This window comes from Methylobacterium sp. D54C (assembly GCF_053345595.1).
In genome coordinates, this window is sequence record NZ_JBKFAK010000003.1 from 213,056 (window position 1) to 229,072 (window position 16,017).

The 16,017-nt window shown below is 71.1% G+C and carries 15 protein-coding genes and 1 pseudogene; 3 read left to right on the top strand and 13 right to left on the bottom strand.

The genetic code is table 11. The annotated features are described in order from the left end of the window. Positions 1-10: 10 nt before the first annotated feature. Positions 11-343, top strand: a complete 333-nt coding sequence (locus ACLBYB_RS10115) for a cytochrome c (protein ID WP_447698682.1) — start codon at positions 11-13, stop codon at positions 341-343. 9 nt (positions 344-352) lie between these two features. Here the strand turns inward: ACLBYB_RS10115 and ACLBYB_RS10120 are convergent, their stop codons facing one another. The 6 genes and pseudogenes from ACLBYB_RS10120 to ACLBYB_RS10145 form a co-directional block, all read right to left on the bottom strand. Then, on the bottom strand, positions 353-1,240 hold the full coding sequence (locus tag ACLBYB_RS10120; protein ID WP_447698683.1) for a LysR substrate-binding domain-containing protein: 888 nt from the start codon (positions 1,238-1,240) through the stop codon (positions 353-355). A gap of 34 nt (positions 1,241-1,274) precedes the next feature. Continuing rightward, positions 1,275-2,492: an MFS transporter gene (locus tag ACLBYB_RS10125; protein ID WP_447698684.1), complete on the bottom strand. Its 1,218-nt coding sequence runs from the start codon at positions 2,490-2,492 to the stop codon at positions 1,275-1,277. A gap of 302 nt (positions 2,493-2,794) precedes the next feature. Next, a pseudogene (locus tag ACLBYB_RS10130) lies at positions 2,795-2,891 on the bottom strand (isocitrate lyase/phosphoenolpyruvate mutase family protein); the annotation flags it as partial. A gap of 174 nt (positions 2,892-3,065) precedes the next feature. After that, positions 3,066-3,800, bottom strand: a complete 735-nt coding sequence (locus tag ACLBYB_RS10135; RefSeq protein WP_447698685.1) for an ABC transporter ATP-binding protein — start codon at positions 3,798-3,800, stop codon at positions 3,066-3,068. Next, a complete protein-coding gene (locus tag ACLBYB_RS10140) occupies positions 3,781-4,518 on the bottom strand; it encodes an ABC transporter permease (protein WP_056528723.1) in 738 nt (245 codons plus the stop codon). The genes ACLBYB_RS10135 and ACLBYB_RS10140 overlap by 20 nt, the downstream gene beginning before the upstream one ends. Before the next feature lie 60 nt (positions 4,519-4,578). Further along, positions 4,579-5,559, bottom strand: a complete 981-nt coding sequence (locus ACLBYB_RS10145) for an ABC transporter substrate-binding protein (protein WP_447698686.1) — start codon at positions 5,557-5,559, stop codon at positions 4,579-4,581. A gap of 184 nt (positions 5,560-5,743) precedes the next feature. Between ACLBYB_RS10145 and ACLBYB_RS10150 the strand changes: the two genes are divergently transcribed. Further along, on the top strand, positions 5,744-6,121 hold the full coding sequence (locus ACLBYB_RS10150) for a 4a-hydroxytetrahydrobiopterin dehydratase (protein ID WP_020092026.1): 378 nt from the start codon (positions 5,744-5,746) through the stop codon (positions 6,119-6,121). Positions 6,122-6,136: 15 nt separating this feature from the next. On the opposite strand, the gene ACLBYB_RS10155 is transcribed toward ACLBYB_RS10150, so the two are convergent. From ACLBYB_RS10155 to ACLBYB_RS10170, 4 genes are all read right to left on the bottom strand, one after another. Next, complete coding sequence (locus ACLBYB_RS10155; RefSeq protein ID WP_012319732.1) at positions 6,137-6,358, bottom strand: hypothetical protein; 222 nt, start codon at positions 6,356-6,358, stop codon at positions 6,137-6,139. Positions 6,359-6,536: 178 nt separating this feature from the next. Then, positions 6,537-9,602 carry an efflux RND transporter permease subunit gene (locus tag ACLBYB_RS10160; protein WP_020092024.1) on the bottom strand — a complete coding sequence of 1,022 codons (3,066 nt, stop codon included), beginning with the start codon at positions 9,600-9,602 and terminating at the stop codon, positions 6,537-6,539. Between the two features lie 22 nt (positions 9,603-9,624). Beyond that, positions 9,625-10,722, bottom strand: coding sequence for an efflux RND transporter periplasmic adaptor subunit (locus ACLBYB_RS10165; protein WP_056528714.1), 1,098 nt, complete (start codon positions 10,720-10,722; stop codon positions 9,625-9,627). Further along, positions 10,719-11,822: an efflux RND transporter periplasmic adaptor subunit gene (locus ACLBYB_RS10170; RefSeq protein ID WP_427508785.1), complete on the bottom strand. Its 1,104-nt coding sequence runs from the start codon at positions 11,820-11,822 to the stop codon at positions 10,719-10,721. Before ACLBYB_RS10170 ends, ACLBYB_RS10165 begins: the two co-directional genes overlap by 4 nt. Positions 11,823-11,919: 97 nt before the next feature. Here ACLBYB_RS10170 and ACLBYB_RS10175 point away from each other — a divergent pair, with 97 nt between their 5' ends. Continuing rightward, positions 11,920-12,483: a TetR/AcrR family transcriptional regulator gene (locus ACLBYB_RS10175; RefSeq protein WP_020092021.1), complete on the top strand. Its 564-nt coding sequence runs from the start codon at positions 11,920-11,922 to the stop codon at positions 12,481-12,483. 10 nt (positions 12,484-12,493) lie between these two features. Here the strand turns inward: ACLBYB_RS10175 and ACLBYB_RS10180 are convergent, their stop codons facing one another. Genes ACLBYB_RS10180 through ACLBYB_RS10190 form a run of 3 tightly spaced genes read right to left on the bottom strand, consistent with a single transcriptional unit; the run spans position 12,494 to position 15,887 of the window. Next, positions 12,494-13,558 (bottom strand): sensor histidine kinase, encoded by a 1,065-nt coding sequence (locus ACLBYB_RS10180; RefSeq protein ID WP_020092020.1) that lies wholly within the window; start codon positions 13,556-13,558, stop codon positions 12,494-12,496. Next, positions 13,555-14,007, bottom strand: a complete 453-nt coding sequence (locus tag ACLBYB_RS10185; RefSeq protein ID WP_020092019.1) for a response regulator — start codon at positions 14,005-14,007, stop codon at positions 13,555-13,557. Before ACLBYB_RS10185 ends, ACLBYB_RS10180 begins: the two co-directional genes overlap by 4 nt. Next, positions 14,007-15,887, bottom strand: coding sequence for an MHYT domain-containing protein (locus tag ACLBYB_RS10190; RefSeq protein WP_447698807.1), 1,881 nt, complete (start codon positions 15,885-15,887; stop codon positions 14,007-14,009). Before ACLBYB_RS10190 ends, ACLBYB_RS10185 begins: the two co-directional genes overlap by 1 nt. Positions 15,888-16,017: the final 130 nt, after the last annotated feature.

Consider the following 16,017-nt stretch of genomic DNA (forward strand, 5'->3'; position numbering starts at 1 on the left):
GAGGAGTTTCATGTCCCTGCCGCCAACAGCGCGCTGCCTGGCCGCGCTCGCCCTGATCCCCGTTTCCGCGGCCGCCGCGCCGGAACCGATGCGCTTCACGTCGCAGCAGGTCGAATGGCCCACGTCCGATCAGGTCTTCCCGGCGGGACCGGGCGCCGAGGCGATCAGCAACACCTGCCTCGCCTGTCACTCGGCCGGGATGATCCTCACGCAGCCCCCCCTGTCGAAGGCGCAGTGGAGCGGGATCGTCGACAAGATGATTCACAGCTACAAGGCCAGCGTGGATCCCGCCGACCGGCAGGCCATCATCGACTATCTCGCCGCGCTGAAGCCGCGGCCCTGACTGCGCCGCTCACGGCGCCCCGTCCCGGATCAGGCCGAGCAGGGCGTCCGCGGCGCGGCTCCGGTACCGCTCCCTGTGGCGCAGCATCCAGAAGGTCCGTGCCGGCAACGGGAACGGCGGCGCGACGAGCGCGCCGGCGGCCAGCTTGCCCGCCACGACCGCCTCCGACAGGACGCTGGCACCGGCCCCGGCCTCGATCGCGGCGAGCACGGCCTCGTTGGAGGGCAGCTCGAGCGACACCGTCACATCCGTGAGCGCCAGCCCCGCCGCCGCGAGCGCCGCCTCGAAGGCGGAGCGCGTTCCGGAACCCGCCTCGCGCAGCACCCACGGGTGGCCCGCGAGATCGGCGGCCGTCAGGGTCTCCCGGGCCGAGAAGGGGTGGCCGGCCGGCACGACGAGCACGAGCCGATCCTGCGCGACCGCCGCGCTCGCCAGAACCGGATCCTCGACCTCGCCCTCGACGAAGCCGAGTTCGGCCGAACCATCGGCGACCGCCCGCGCCACCTCCGCGGTGTTGCCCACGGCAAGCCGGATCGTGATGTCCGGATGGGCGGCCCGGAACGCGACGAGATGGCGGGGCAGCCAGTGGCTGGCGATGGTCTGGCTCGCGTGAACGCGCAGGCTTCCCCGCCGCAGGCCGCTCAGGTCGGCCAAGACCCGCTCGGCCGCCTCGGCGCGGGCGAGGACCGCACGGGCCTCTTCGAGGAAGACGCGACCGGCATCGGTCAGCTCGATCCCGCGGCCGACCCGGTGGAACAGCTTCACCGCGTGGCGCTCTTCCAGCCCGGACACCGCGGCGCTGACCGCGGACTGCACGATGTTCAAGGCCTCGGCCGCGCGGGTGACGTGCTGACGCTCTGCGACCGCCACGAAGATGCGCAACTGATCGAGGGTCATCGACGGGCTCTGCGACCGCGAGGGACGATCCAGGCTACCACGCCTTCGCGCCGCGCCCTGTCGTGAGCGCGAGCGCCGTCGCGGCCAGCGCCAAGGGCGCGAAGGACACCCAGAGAACCGTGTCCCAGCCGTAGCTCGTCAGCAGGCCCCCCGACGAGAACGAACCGACCGCCACCATTCCGAACACGATGAAGTCGTTGATCGACTGCACCCGCGTCCGCTCCTCCGGGCGATGACAGTCCAGCACCATCGCGGAGGCGCCGACGAAGCCGAAATTCCAGCCGACGCCGAGGAGGATGAGGGACAGCCAGAAATGCCCGACGTCCGCGCCCGCGAGTCCGACGAGCGCGGCCGCCCCCGTCAAGGTGAGGCCGGTCGCCACCACGCGGGACGCGCCGAAGCGCGTGATCAGTCGCCCGGTGAAGAAGCTCGGGCCGTACATGGCGATGACGTGCCACTGCAGGCCCAGATTGGCATCCTCCTGCGCGTGGCCGCACAGGCGCATGGCCAGCGGGGCGGCCGTCATGACGAAGTTCATCAGCAGGTAGGACACGGCCCCGCAGATCACCGCGATCACGAAGCGCGGCTGCGCGAGAATGACGGCCAGCGGTCGTCCGCCCGAGACGGACTCGGCGGACGGCCGCGGCAGGCGAACGCCCGCCAGGATCAGGGCGGCCGCGGCGGCGACGGCGGCCTGGGCCAGGAAGGTGGCGGCGAACAGGTAGGGTGGCCACAGGTCCATGGTGTGGGTGACGAGCTGCGGCCCGATCACCCCGCCGAAGACGCCGCCGGCCATGACGGCCGACAGCGCCCGCGGGCGGCGGTCGGCCGGAACGCAGTCCGCGGCGGCGAAGCGGAACGAGAAGACCACGGCCGCGTAGGCGCCCCCGAGGAACATCGCCGCGCAGAACAGCCAGAAACTGGCCGCGACGATCGCCCAGGCCGAGAGCAGGCCGACGAGCACGCCGCACCCGGTGCCGACCATGAAGACGGTGCGGCGCCCGTGGCGCCTGGCGATGCTGCCGGTCGGAAGGGCGCAGGCGGCCATCCCGACCACGAAGATCGAGATCGGCAATGTGGCCAGAACCTTGCTCGGCGCGAGCATGTTGCCGACGACCGCGCCTGTCGCGAACACGACGGTCGAGTTCGCGCCGGCGAGGGCCTGCGCGACGGCCAGCCTGACCACATTGCCGGTCCCCGACAGGTCGGCAACGGGGGCGCGGTCGATGGCCGAGGGGGACGTGCGGGACATCGGGACGCTCTGGATTCGACAAGGCTCCGCGGCCGGCCGGTCCGGCGTTCATCGCGGCGCGGGGCCGACTTCGGGTGGGCCGGTGCGACGAGGGCACCGGTATAGCGGCGGCGTTCTCGTCCGTATCGCGACGCGATGACAAACCGTGCCGCCCGGTCCTTCGCCGCAATTCGCGCATCCGGGTCGATCGGCGCCCGCTCTCCACAGGATCGCCCGCCGTGCGGCAGCGATCCCGAGCGGTCGCGCCTGCCGCGGCTCTTCAGCCCTGTAGGCTTTCGCCCCACCGCCCGACACGGCCTCCGCCGCGTCGCTGAAGGTGCCGCGTTCCAGCACCTCCCGCGCCGCGTGCGCGAGACCGCCGAGGACCGCCCGCGCGAACCACCCGCCGATACTGATCCGCACCTCCCTCGGGCGCCCCTACGCCAATCGGGTCCCGCGGGGGGATGGCCTGCCTGGCCGGGGATCGTCCGAGGTTGAGATGGAGGGAGGTTCAACGATCCGTTCGGGAGGCGCGCTGAACGCAGTGGCCGACCTGGACCGATGGCATCGGCCGAACGGCCGGCGCGACACGCGTCACTGCGCGATGATCTCCGGATGCTGCGCGGAGAGGTTCGCCCGCGTCGCCTCGGCCCAGGCGCGGTCGCGTTCCCGGCGCGGCCGGTCGAGGCGGACGTCGGCGATGAGACTGGCCGGGCGCCGCGACACGAGGAGCAGCCGGTCTGCGATCCCGATCGCCTCGGCGACGTTGTGCGTCACCATCAGCACGCTCATGCCGGCCCGGTCCACCGTGTCCACCACGAGGCCGCGCAGCTCCGCGGCGGCGGCGTCGTCGAGGGACACGAACGGTTCGTCGAGGACGAGGACGCGCGGGCCGTCGGCCAGGGCGCGCGCCAGCGCCACGCGCCGCTGCATGCCCAGCGACAGCGCCTTCGGGTAGCGCGTCCGCCACGCCGTCAGGCCGAGCCGCGCGAACAGATCGTCGAGATCGCGCCCGCGCCGTGCCCGGGGCAGGCCGAGGCGGACGTTGTGCTCGACGCTGCGCCAGGGCAGGAGCCGCGGCTCCTGGAACACGATGCCCGCCCGGTCCGCGCCGGAGACGCGGCCCTCGAACGCGGTGTCGAGGCCGAGCAGGATCCGCAGGGTGGTGGTCTTGCCGGCGCCCGACGGCCCGATCAGGCAGACGATCTCCCCGGCGCCGACGCCGAAGGTCAGGTTCCGGACGGCCTCGACCGCCTCGGCCCGGGCGGGCCGGTACCATTTCGACGCGATCGCGACCTGGAGGACGGGCTCAGCGCCAGCGACGGACATAGGCTTCGAGCCGCTGGAGGAGGAGGACGTCGATGCCGATCATCACGGCCATGAAGACGAGGCTGTAGCCGATGATGGCCGCCACGTCGGTGCTCTGGACGAAGTAGTAGTTGATCGCGAAGCCGACCCCGTCCGGGCGCCCGAGCAGCTCCACGACCAGCACGATCTTCCAGGCGAGCGAGAGGCCCGACCGCGCCGCCGTGACCATGTAGGGCTGGAGCTGCGGGATCAGGATGTCGCGGGCCCAGCTGCGCCGGTCGAGTCGGTAGGCGCGGGCCATCTCGTCGAGCCCGGGATCGAGATTCCGCGCGCCCTCGCGCACGATCACCGCGACGTTCGGCAGCTTGTTGAGCACCACCGCCAGGATCGCGGCGGTCTCGGTGAGGCCGACCCAGACATAAGCCAGGACCGTGATCACCAAGGCGGGCGTGTTCAGGAGGACGAGCAGCGGCGTGTCGAGGGTGAGGTCGGCGGCCTTGGACCGTCCGAGCGCGACGCCGAGGAGGACGCCGAGGACCATCGCCACGGTGAAGGAGATCGCCACGCGGAGCAGCGTCATGCCCACGTTGTGCGCGAGGTCGCCGCGCTCCGCCTCCTGAACGATGAAGCGCAGCACCGCGAGGGGCGCCGGCAGCAGGCGGGAGCCCGCCTCCATCGCGGCGAACTGCCAGGCGGCGAGGAGCACGGCCAGGGACGCGATACGGGTCAGCGCGCCCATGCGGTCCCGATGATCCTGATAGTCTTGACGGTCGACACGCGCGCCCGCCGGGCGGCCGCCTCAACCATTGCGGCCGGTGTAGTAGAGGTCCGGCGGGAGCGCGCTGCCCTTTCCGACGAGGCGGGCGCCGCCGAGCCGCGCCATCACCGCGTAGAGCTTCTCGGCGTCGGCGCGCTCCTCCGCGATGGAGCGGCGCGGAATGCCGGCCAGGAAATCGTGCTTCAGGGCCTCGAAGGTCGCCTCGTCCTCCGCCGCCATCAGCGGGCGCACGATCTCCCACGTGCTGGGGTCGGAGGCGAGCATGTCCTTTGCGGCCCGCGAGGCCCGGGCGAAGGCCGCCACGGCCGCGGGCTTCTCCTTCACGGTGGCGTCCTGGAACAGGTAGCCGATCAGCGCCACGTCGCCCGGGACCCCGAGGGCGTGCATGATGTCCTCGGCCCCGACCAGCTGCCGATAGCCCTTGGCCTTCAGGCGGGCGCAGTAGGTCCAGTAGGTCAGCGCCGCGTCGAGGGCGCCCTGCTCCAGCTTCAGCGTGATCAGAGGCGGGGCGCCGTAGGCGATCTCGGCGGCCTGCTCGAGGTCGATGCCGGCCGCGTCCTTGGCCTGTGCCCGGAGGAGGAGCCAGTTCTTGTCCAGGGGGCCGCCCGCCACCCCGAGGCGCTTGCCCGCGAGATCCTTGAGGCTCTTCACCGGGCTGCCGCCCGGCACCATCACGCCGCCCTCGGAGGTCGAGTACGGGATGAAGCGGACCGCCTGGCCGTCGTTGCCGAGGCGGGCAGCCCAGAGCAGGTCGCCGATGATCGTGTCGACCTGCCCGCCGATGAAGCTGATCCGGGCCGCGTCGTTGCCGGCGAGCTTGACCGCGTCCAGCTCGAAACCGTTGGCCGTGTCGAGGCCGCGGGCCTTGATCACGGCCGCCTCCCAGGTGGACGTGCCGAAGGGCAGGCTGCCGAGGCGGATCGTCGGCACGTCGGCGCGCGCCGCCCGCAGGCCGAGGCCGCCGAGCAGGCCCCCGGCGAGCATCGCGCGCCGTGACAGCATCACGCCTTCTCCCATCGTATTGCGCAGTCTTCAGCGGCGGCAGACTGGAGTGCCGATCGAGCCGGACGCCATTGCCAAAAGGTCATAGGGCTCACACCGGTTTCCGTCCACCATGGCAAACACGCTTGCGCGCAACCGGCCGCGGCGGCACCCTCGGCCGCGACGGTTTCATCGGAGATGGATCATGAGCGAGCGACGCGAGGGCGCACTGGACGACGCGACCGTGGAGGCGCGGCTGAAGGCCGAGCTGCCCGCCTGGCGGCTGGAGGACGGGTGGATCCGGCGCACCTACAAGACGTCCGGCTGGAAGAGCACCCTGATGGTGATCAACACGGTCGGCCACCTCGCTGAGGCGGCGTGGCACCATCCGGACATCACGGCCTCCTACGCCTGGGTCGAGGTCCGGCTGATGAACCACGCGGCCAAAGGCATCACCGACAAGGATTTCGCCCTCGCCCGGAAGATCGAGGAGGTCGTCTCCTGGCAGCCGGGCCTGGAGGGACAGGGGCTCGAGGGCACCCCGACCGATCCGCGCTTCGCCTACATCAAGTACGAGAAGTAGCGGTCGCCGCGTGCGTCACCGCGGCTCCTTCACCCGGCGGCACTCCGTCTTCAGGTAGGCGGTCTTGCCGATCTCCTCGCGCAGCTCGGTGCGGGCGATGATCTCCTGCCAGCCGGTGGCGCAGCCGAGTTCGTTGGCGACCCGGACCTTGCGGACCTCGAGCGCCTGGGCGTCCGTGCAGGAATCCTGGGCGATCCCGTTGGCACAGACCAGGACGACGGCGATGAAGGCGTTCATGGGCAAGACGGTCCTCGTTTCCGTCGCACCCTACGCGCCGGAACACCGTCGGGTTTCCGGCGGTGTGGCCCCGCTCGCGTGAAATATCGTCACGGTCGGCCCGCCCTGAGGGGGCGGAGGGGCGGGCCGACCGTTTCTCGCAGCGCCCGCGGGCGCCGCGATCGCGTGAGCCGGCCGATCAGCCGGCGTGGGCCGCCGGCGCGCCGCCCGTCTCCGGGCGGATACGGTAGCAGCCGACGTAGAGCGCGGGCAGGAACAGGAGCGTCAGGAAGGTCGCCGCCAGGATCCCGCCGATCATCGCGAAGGCCATCGGCCCCCAGAACACCTCGCGGGCGATGGGGATCAGGCCCAGGCTCGCCGCGGCGGCGGTCAGGAGGATCGGCCGCATGCGGTGGTGGGTCGCCTCGAAGACCGCCTGCCAGGGCGCCATCCCCTCGGCCCGGAACTCCTCGATCTGGCTCACCAGGATCACCGCGTTGCGGATGATGATCCCGATTAGCGCCAGGATGCCCAGGATGGCGACGAAGCCCATCGGCTTGTCGAACAGGAGCAGCGCCGGCACCACGCCGATCAGGCCGAGCGGCGCCACGGTGAAGACGAGGAGCATCCGGCCGAAGCTCTGGAGCTGCATCATCAGCAGGAACGCCATGGCCAGCAGCATGACCGGGACCACGGCCGCGATCGGGCCCTGGCCCTTGGCGGATTCCTCGACGGCGCCGCCGGTCTGGACCGTGTAGCCCTCCGGGAGCGCCTTGATGAAGGCGTCGAGACCGGGCTGCAGGGCGGCCACGATGGTGGCCGGCTGGGTCGCGTCGTGGATCGTGGCGCGCACCGTCACGGTCGGGAGGCGGTCCCGGCGCCAGACGATCGGCTGCTCGAGATCGTAGCCGATCCGCGCGAAGGCGAGCACCGGCACCACCGTGCCGTTGGCGAGACCGACCTGCAGCGACTGCAGGGTGTCCAGCGACGACCGCTCGGCGGCGCGGGCGCGGCCGACGACGTTGACGAGGTAGATCGAGTCCCGGACCTGCGTGATCGCCTGCCCGCCCTCGATCCCGTTCAGGATGCCGGCGACGTCCTGGCTGGTCACGCCGAGCTGGCGCGCCTTGTCCTGGAGAATCTCGACGCGCAGCACCTTGCCGGGCTCGTTCCAGTCGAAGGTCGGCACGTCGAGGCGCTTGTCGGCCGCCACCACGTTGGCGAGGTCGAGCGACAGGCGGCGCACCGTCTCCATGTTCGGGCCGCTGAGGCGGTACTGCACCGGCCGGCCCACGGGCGGCCCGAGGCTCAGGGGCTGCACCAGCACGTCGGTGCCGACGAAGTCGCGCAGGCCGATCGTCTGCAGGCGCGCCATCACGCGGTCGCGCACCTCCAGCGACTTCGTGACGATGACGATCTGGCCGAAGAACGCGTTGGCGAGCTGCTGATCGAGCGGGAGGTAGAAGCGCACCGCGCCCTCGCCGACGTAGGACGACCAGCTCGTCACGTCCGGATCGTCCTTCAGGTTCGCCTCGAACCGGTCCATCTGCGCCCGGGTCTCGGCGATGGTGGCGTTCTGCGGAAGGGTCAGGTCCACCAGCACCTCGGACCGGTCCGAGGACGGGAAGAACTGCTGCTGCACGTGCCCCATCCCGACGATGGCCGCCGCCATCAGCCCGAGACAGACCACCACCGTCGTCCAGTGCCAGCGCATGGCGAGCCGCAGCGCCCAGACGAACAGGCGCGTGAAGATCCCCTCCTTCTCCGTGTGGTGCTTCATGGTCTTCGGCAGGAGCGTGACGCCGACGAGCGGCGCGAACAGGACCGCCACGACCCAGGAGACCAGCAGCGAGGCCGCGATCACCACGAACAGCGAGTAGGTGTACTCGCCGGCGCCGGAGCCGTTGAAGCCGATCGGCAGGAAGCCCGCCACCGTCACGAGCGTCCCGGTCAGCATCGGGAACGCCGTCGACGTGTAGGCGAAGGTGGCGGCCTTCCGCAGCGTGTCGCCCCGCTCCAGGCGGGCCACCATCATCTCGACGGTGATCATGGCGTCGTCGACGAGGAGGCCGAGCGCGATGATCAGCGCGCCGAGGGAGATGCGCTGGAGGGTGACGTCCATGATCTGCATGACGACGAAGACGATCGCCAGCACCAGCGGGATCGACACGGAGACGACGAGGCCGGCCCGGACGCCGAGGCTCACGAAGCTCACCCCCAGCACGATGATGACGGCCTCGACCAGCGCCTGGGTGAAGCCGCCGACCGCGTGCTCGACCTGCTTGGGCTGGTCCGACACGAGATGGACGCCGACACCGAGCGGCAGGGTGGCCTCGATGGCGCGCATGCGCTCCTTCAGCGCCTCTCCGAAATGCAGCAGGTTGGCGCCCGGACGCATCGCGATGGCGAGGCCGATCGCGGGCTTGCCGTCCACCCGGAACAGCGGTGCGGGCGGATCCTCGTAGCCGCGGCTGATCTCGGCGATGTCGGCGAGGCGAAAGAAGCGGTCATTGACCCGCAGGTTGAAGTCCTGGAGCGAGGCCTCGGAGGCGAAGGAGCCGCTGACCCGCAGCGAGATGCGCTCCGGCCCGGCCTGCACCACGCCGGAGGCCGAGACCGCGTTCTGCGCCTGCAGGGCCTTGATCAGGGCCTGGAAATCGATGCCGTAGCCGGCGAGCTTCCGGGTGGAGAAGTCGAGGTAGATCGTCTCGTCCTGCGTGCCGATCAGCTGGGTCTTGCCGATATTGGGCACCCGCAGGACCTCGGTGCGGATGCCCTCGACGTAGTCGCGCAGCTGCCGGTGCGTCAGGCCGTCGGCCGTGAACGCGTAGATATTGCCGTAGACGTCGCCGAACTCGTCGTTGAAGAACGGACCCTGCACGCCCTCCGGGAACTGACCCTTGATGTCCCCGAGCCGCTTGCGGACCTGGTAGAAGGCCGGCTGGATCTCGTTCTTCTTGAGCGTGTCGCGGAACTGGACGAAGACTGTCGACGATCCGGGCGTCGTGTAGCTGCGGACGAAGTCGAGGCCGTTGAGCTGCTGGAGCTCCTTCTCGACCCGGTCGGTGACCTGATCGAGGGTGTCCTTGATGGTCGCGCCCGGCCACGTGGTCTGCACCACCATGGTCTTGATGGTGAAGGGCGGATCCTCCTCACGGCCGAGGCGGGTGTAGGCCATCAGGCCCGCGATCAGCGAGACCAGCATGAGGAACCAGACGAACGAGCGGTGCCCGAGCGCCCAGTCGGAAAGGTTGAAGTCCTTCACGCGAAAACCCCGTGCGGCCGGATCAGACGGCGCCGTCGGTCAGGCGCACGGCCTGGCCTTCCTTGATGACGTGGACGCCCGCGACCACGACGCGCTCGCCGGCCTTCAGGCCGGCGACGACCGCGACGCGGCCGTCCTCGGCGTTGTCCCGCGCCGCCACGGTGACGTCGCGGCGCGCTACCGACTTCCCGTCGGGCGAGACGACCCAGACCGAGCGGCGGTCACCGTCCTCAAGCAGCGCCGAGGCGGGCAGAAGGACGGTGGGCGCGACCTTGCGCATGAGCGACACGTTGATGGTCGCGCCGAGCCGGAAGGCCGGGCCGGGATCGTCCAGGGTGATCCGGATGCGCTTGGACCGCGTCCCCGACTCGGCGAGGGGCGCGATCTCGCGGACGCGCCCGCGCGCCGTCAGCTCCGGCGCGCTCTGGAGCGCGACGGTGAACACGCCGTCCGACGGCAGAGCCCCGACATGGGCCTCGGGAATGTCGACCACCGCCTCACGGACGTCGGGCCGCGCCACGGTCACGACGCCCTGGCCGGCGCTGAGCACTTGGCCGACCTCGGCGAGGCGCTGGGTCACGACACCGTCGAACTCGGCCTTCAGCTCAGTGTAGCCCATCTGGTCGCGGGCCTTCTGGAGGCTCGCCATCGCCTGATCCACCCGGGCCCGGGCGGTCTCGCGCTTGGCGACAGCCTGATCGAGCGTCGCCTGGGAGACGGCGTTGCCGGTCATCAGGCGCCGGGTCCGCGACTCCGCGGCCTCTGCGTTCTCGGCCTGCGCCTTCGCGTCGGCCAAGTCGGCCTCGGCGCGGGTCAGGTCGAAACGGGTCACGATGGTGTCGAGGGCCGCGAGGCGCTGGCCGCGGGTGACGAGGTCGCCGATCGTCACGTCCCGCGCGACCATGCGCCCGGGGATCTGAAAGCCGAGCTGCGCTTGGTAGCGCGGCTCGATCGTGCCGGCGAACGGCCCGAACGTGACGGTGTCACTCGGTACGACAACCTGCGTCAGCACCGGACGGACCGGGGCCGCCGCGGCCTCGCCTCCCTCCTCGCCGTGACCGTTGCACCCGGCCAGTGCCGTCGCGAGGAGGCCCAGGACGAGATACGCGCGCGCCGTCATGGGCGGTCTCCGATCTCGGCGGCCGCGACCGTCTGGCCGGGACGCAGGAACTGGATGCCGGCGACGACCACGCGCTCGCCCGGCTCGACGCCGCGCTTCAGCGCGATGATATCGGGGCCGAAGCGATCGATCTCCACCGCGCGGACCGAGACGGTCTTCCGGTCCGGATCGTAGACCCACACCGAGGGCTTCCCGTCGTAGCGGTAGAGCGCCGACCAGGGCAGGATCACCGATTCGTGCGGCGCGAAGCGCCCGCGGCCGATCACGACGGCGCCGAGCCCCATGGCGGCGGGCGTCGACTTAAGGCCGATCTTGACCCGCACCGTGCCGCTGGCGGCATCCACGGTGGGAGAGATCTCCCGCACGGTCCCGACCGCGGTGACGGACGGGTCCGACTGCAGCGCCACCGCGACGGTGTCGCCGGCCGGCGGCTGGGCCAGCAGCGATTCGTAGACGTTGAAGACCGCGTCGCGAGGCCCGTCCTGCGCGACGACCAGCACGGTCTGGCCCGACTGGACCACTTGGCCGACCTCGAAGCTGCGGCTCGTCACCACGCCGGACACGCCCGCGCGCAGCTCGGTATAGGAGAACTGCTCCTGCGCGGTTCCCAGCGCCGCCTTGGCCGAGTCGACCGCCGCCTGCGTGGTGCGCAGCTCCTGCTCGGCGTTGTCGTAGGTCGAGCGGGTCGTGAAGCCGCCGGCCAGGAGCTGCTTCTGGCGCTCGTACGACATCTTCGCCTGCGTCAGCAGCGCCTCGGCCGAAGCCAGGGCGGCCTTGGCGTTGTCGAGATTCGCCTGCTGCGTCAGGGGTTCGAGGACGGCGAGGACCTGATTGGCCGTGACGTGGTCGCCGACTTCGACGCGCCGCTCGGCGACCTTCCCGTTCGTCCGGAACGAGACGTTGACCTGCGCCTGGGCCTGGACGTCGCCGGTCACCACCACGTCGAGCGCCATCGGTGTGCGACGCGCCTGCACGACCCGCACGCGCGCCACGGCGGAGTCGAGCGCCGTCTCGGGCGCGGCCTGGGCGCACCCGATCGACCCGAGCGCGGTTAACATCAGCAGCGCGGAAGCCGATGGAAGGAAAGCGATGCGGTTCATGCGATCGACCGTGTCGGCGCGACTCGTGCGAATTGCGTGGCGCGTTCCTACGCCATCCGTTACATACCGTCCAGACGGTTTTTAGTGCAGGTCCGTGATGCAGGCGAAGCGACAGCGACTGGCGGCGCGCCCCGAGATCATCCTGGAGGCGGCCGCGGCCGTTCTCCTGAAGGGAGGCGTCCGCGGGCTGACCATCGACGCGGTCGCGGCCGAGGCCGGGCTGAGCAAAGGCGGCGTCCTGCACCATTACGCGTCGAAGGACGCCCTGGTGGGCGCGCTGGTCGCCCGCAAGCTCGCGGACGTGCGCGCGGAGATCGACGCCTGCGCGCGGGAGATACCGGCCGGCCCGTCGCAGCTTCCCAGGGCGATGGTGGCGCATATCCGCGGGCATTACTGCGACGACAACGAAGCGGCGCGCGCACTCCTGCTGGCATCGATGGAGTCACCGGAGGCGCAGAAAGACTTTCAGGCGTTCGTCGCGGATCAGCTGGACCAGCTCGGACGGATCGAGGGCGCTCCCCCGGGCGAGGGCTCGGTCCTGTACTTCGCCATCCTCGGTCTGTTCATGAGCCGGGCGCTGGGCTTCCAGCAACTCGACGAGGACGCCCTGGCGCCGATGCTCGAGGCCCTCGACCGCATCGCGGGGCGAGCCGGCGGCTAGATCCGGACGCTCAGGCCTGGAACGCGAGGACGGCGCGCGTCCCGGCGCTTCGGGGGGCATACGACAGGGCCGAGCGCAGGTTCGACGCCATGGCGCGCACGATGCGCGACCCGAGACCGGTGCCGCGGACCTCGCCCTCCCCGGTCCAGCCGATACCGTCATCCTCGACGGCGAGCAGCACGGTGTCGGCGGCGTCCCGCTCGACCGCGACGCGGATCTCGCCCGACGTGCCGACCGGGTAGGCGTACTTGTAGGCGTTGGTCACGAGTTCGGTCACGACCACGCCGACCGACACGGCCTTGTCGGTCGAGAGCCGCACCGGCGCGGCACGAAGGCGGATCGCGTGGTCGCGCCCGCTCGCCCGCATGGCGGCCTGCAACTCCTCGACCAAGCTCTGCAGGTAGGCGTCGAGCTCGACGGATTCGACGTCGTCGGACGTGTAGAGGCGGCGGTGGATGCCGGCGATCGCCGAGATCCGGGCCTGCATCTCGTCGAGCGCCGCCTTGGCGGCCGGGTCGGTGACGGCGTTGCGCTGCATGTGCGCCAGGGCGGCGACGAGGGCCAGGGAGTTGGCCACGCGGTGGTTGACCTCGCGCAGCAGCAGCTCGGCGCGGTCGCGCGCCTCGCGCATCTCGGCCTCGGCCCGCTCCTTGTCGCGCCGCAGGCTCTCCTGCCGGAGGGCGGTGGCGACGGCCTCGCCGAGCAGCTCGCGGAACTGACCCTGGACGTCCTTCCAGACGTAGTCCACCGCTCCGGCCTTCAGGGCCGCCACGGCGACGCGGCTGTCCTCGGAGCCGGTCACGTAGATGACCGGCGGCGCCTCGGGCAGCGCGCGGATCTCGGGCAGCAGGTCGAGGCCCGTCTGTCCTGGCATGTGGTGGTCGAGGGCGACGGCGTCGATCCCGCCTTGGGCGAGCCGCGCCAGACCCGCCGCGCCGTCGGGACAGAGCTCGACCGCGTAGCCGCGCGCCTCGAGGGCGCGCCGGACCAGGCGGCCGAGGCCGGGATCGTCGTCGATGTAGAGGATGCGTGCCGCCGCGGCGGTGCCGTCCCCGCTGGCACGCCGAGCGGTCATGGGTTCTGCGGAACCTGCATGACCGAGAAGAACAGACCGAGCTGGCGGATCGCGTTCGCGAAGCCGTCGTAGCTCACCGGCTTGGTGATGTAGACGTTGGCCCCGAGGTCGTAGCAGCGCTGGATCTCGCGGCTGTCGTCCGTCGTGGTCAGGACCACCACCGGGGACCGACGCGTGTGCGGGTTCGCCTTCACCTTCTCGAGGATGTCGAGGCCGGTCATGTCCGGCAGGTTGAGGTCGAGCAGGATCAGCAGGTGCCTTCGGGCGCTCGCCTCGCCGGAGCCGTCCGGCCCGAGCAGATAGTCCAGCGCCGAAGTGCCGTTGCGGAACGGCACGATGTCGTTGTTGACGCCGGCGCGTCGGATGTTGCGCTCGATCAGGCGCGCATGGCCCTCGTCATCCTCGATCATCACGATGCTGACGGGGTGCACGGGCCGCTCCACGCTCATTAGGCGGCGATGGGCGCCGGTTCGGGGTCGATCCGAACCGCTGTAGCTGTCCCGTGCGGCAAGGTCACGTCGAACGTCGTGCCCACACCGAGTTCTGAACGGATCTCGATCCGGCCCCCGAACGAGCGCACCAGCGCTTTCACGTGGGCGAGACCGATCCCCTCGCCCGGGCGGTCCTGGGCGCCCGATCGGCGGAAGAGTTCGAAGATGCGGGCATGGTCCCGCGCGGCGATCCCCCGGCCGTTGTCGGCCACGGAGAAGCAGACGCCGCGTTCGCCCACGGCCTTGGCCGTGACGGTGATCCGTCCGGGCCGGCTCGGGTCGAGGTATTTCACGGCGTTGTCCAGCAGGTTGCCGAAGACCTGCTCGATCGCGAGCCGGTCGGCGACGATCTCGGGCAGGTCGCGGGCGATCGTCACCGTGGCCCCGACCGCCTCCGCCTGATGCCGCTGGGCATCGGCCACGCCGCGGAGCACGCTCGTCATGTCGAGGGCCTCGGGCGAGAATTGTCGCCGGCCCTCTCGCGAGAGCTTCAGGATGGCGGCGATCAGCCCCTCCATCCGGTTCACCGCAGCCTTGATGAAGCCGAGCGCCTCGCCGAAATCGGCGTCGAGCCGCTCTGCAGCCGGGTGATCCCGGAGGGCCGCGGCGACCTCGGTCCGGGTCGCCTCCAGCTCGCTCGTGAATCCCATCACGTTGACCAGCGGCGCGCGCAGGTCGTGGCTGACGATGTAGGCGTAGCGCTGGATCTCCTCGTTGGACTCGCGCAGGTCGGCTTCGGCCTGACGCTGCTCGGTGATGTCCGTGTGGACGCCGACCCACTCGCGGATCTCGCCGCGCGCGTCGAGGACCGGGATGGCGCGGATCGCGAAGTGTCGCCACGTCCCGTCGCGGACCCGGACCCGGTGCTCGTGGACGTAGGTGCGCCGCGCCCGGACGGTCGCGTTCCACGTCTCGACGGAGGCCTCCATATCGTCGGGATGGACCGCGTCGGCCCAGCCGTAGCCCTGATACTCCGCCCGCGTCTGACCGGTGATCGCGCTCCAGCCCGGCTGCTCGCCGAGCATCCGGCCCGCCGCATCGTTGGTCCAGAGCACGCCGCGCACGGCCTGCACGGCGGCCCGGAACCGCGCCTCGCTCGCCTGGAGTTCGCGCTGCACGCGCTGCTGGTCCAGCGACGAGGCGAGCATCGCCAGGAATAGGATGAGGAACGTGGCACCGGCGACGTAGAGGGCGAGGTTCTGCTGAGCCGGGGCGCCGGTCACCGCGTGGGCGGCGTGGGCGCCGCCCGCCTCGGCGGTGATCGTCGCCGCCGCCATGCCGGTGTAGTGCATGCCCGCCACCGCGAGGCCCATCACGCAGGCCGCGACGAGCTTCTGCCAGACGCCGTGTTGCCGGAAGGAGAGCCACAGGGCGGCGGTCGCCGCGGTCACGGCGATCGCCACCGAGAGCGCGATGATCGCCGGGCTATAGGCGAGGTCGCCGGGGATCCGCAGCGCCGCCATGCCGGTGTAGTGCATGCCTGCGACGCCCAGGCCCATCAGCGGGCCGGCGACGAGAAGGCTGCCGGTCCCCTCGCCGACGCGCGCCACCCACAGGAAGGCGGCGCCGGTCGCCGCGACGGCGATCGCGAGGGACAGGAGCGTGAGCCCGCTATCGTAGGCGGCCGGCAGGCCCATCTCGAAGGCCAGCATGCCGATGAAGTGCATCGACCAGATGCCCCCGCCCATGGCGAGGGCGGCGCCGGCGATCCACGGCCAGCGCGGTCCCGCGACGGGCCCGCGGATCCGCGCGCCCAGGTCCAGCGCGGTGTAGGACGCGAAGACCGCGAGGCCGATCGACAGGGCGACCAGCGCCGGATTGTAGCCAGTATGGACCATCAACTGCGATCGACGCGTGAAGGAACCTCCTCGCGATGTATCCCGGCTCATCCGTCGGCGCTATCGCGATTCCGAGACGCATGACGCTCCCGAACATCGAGCCGCGTCGGCGAGCTCCGAGACCGGCGCC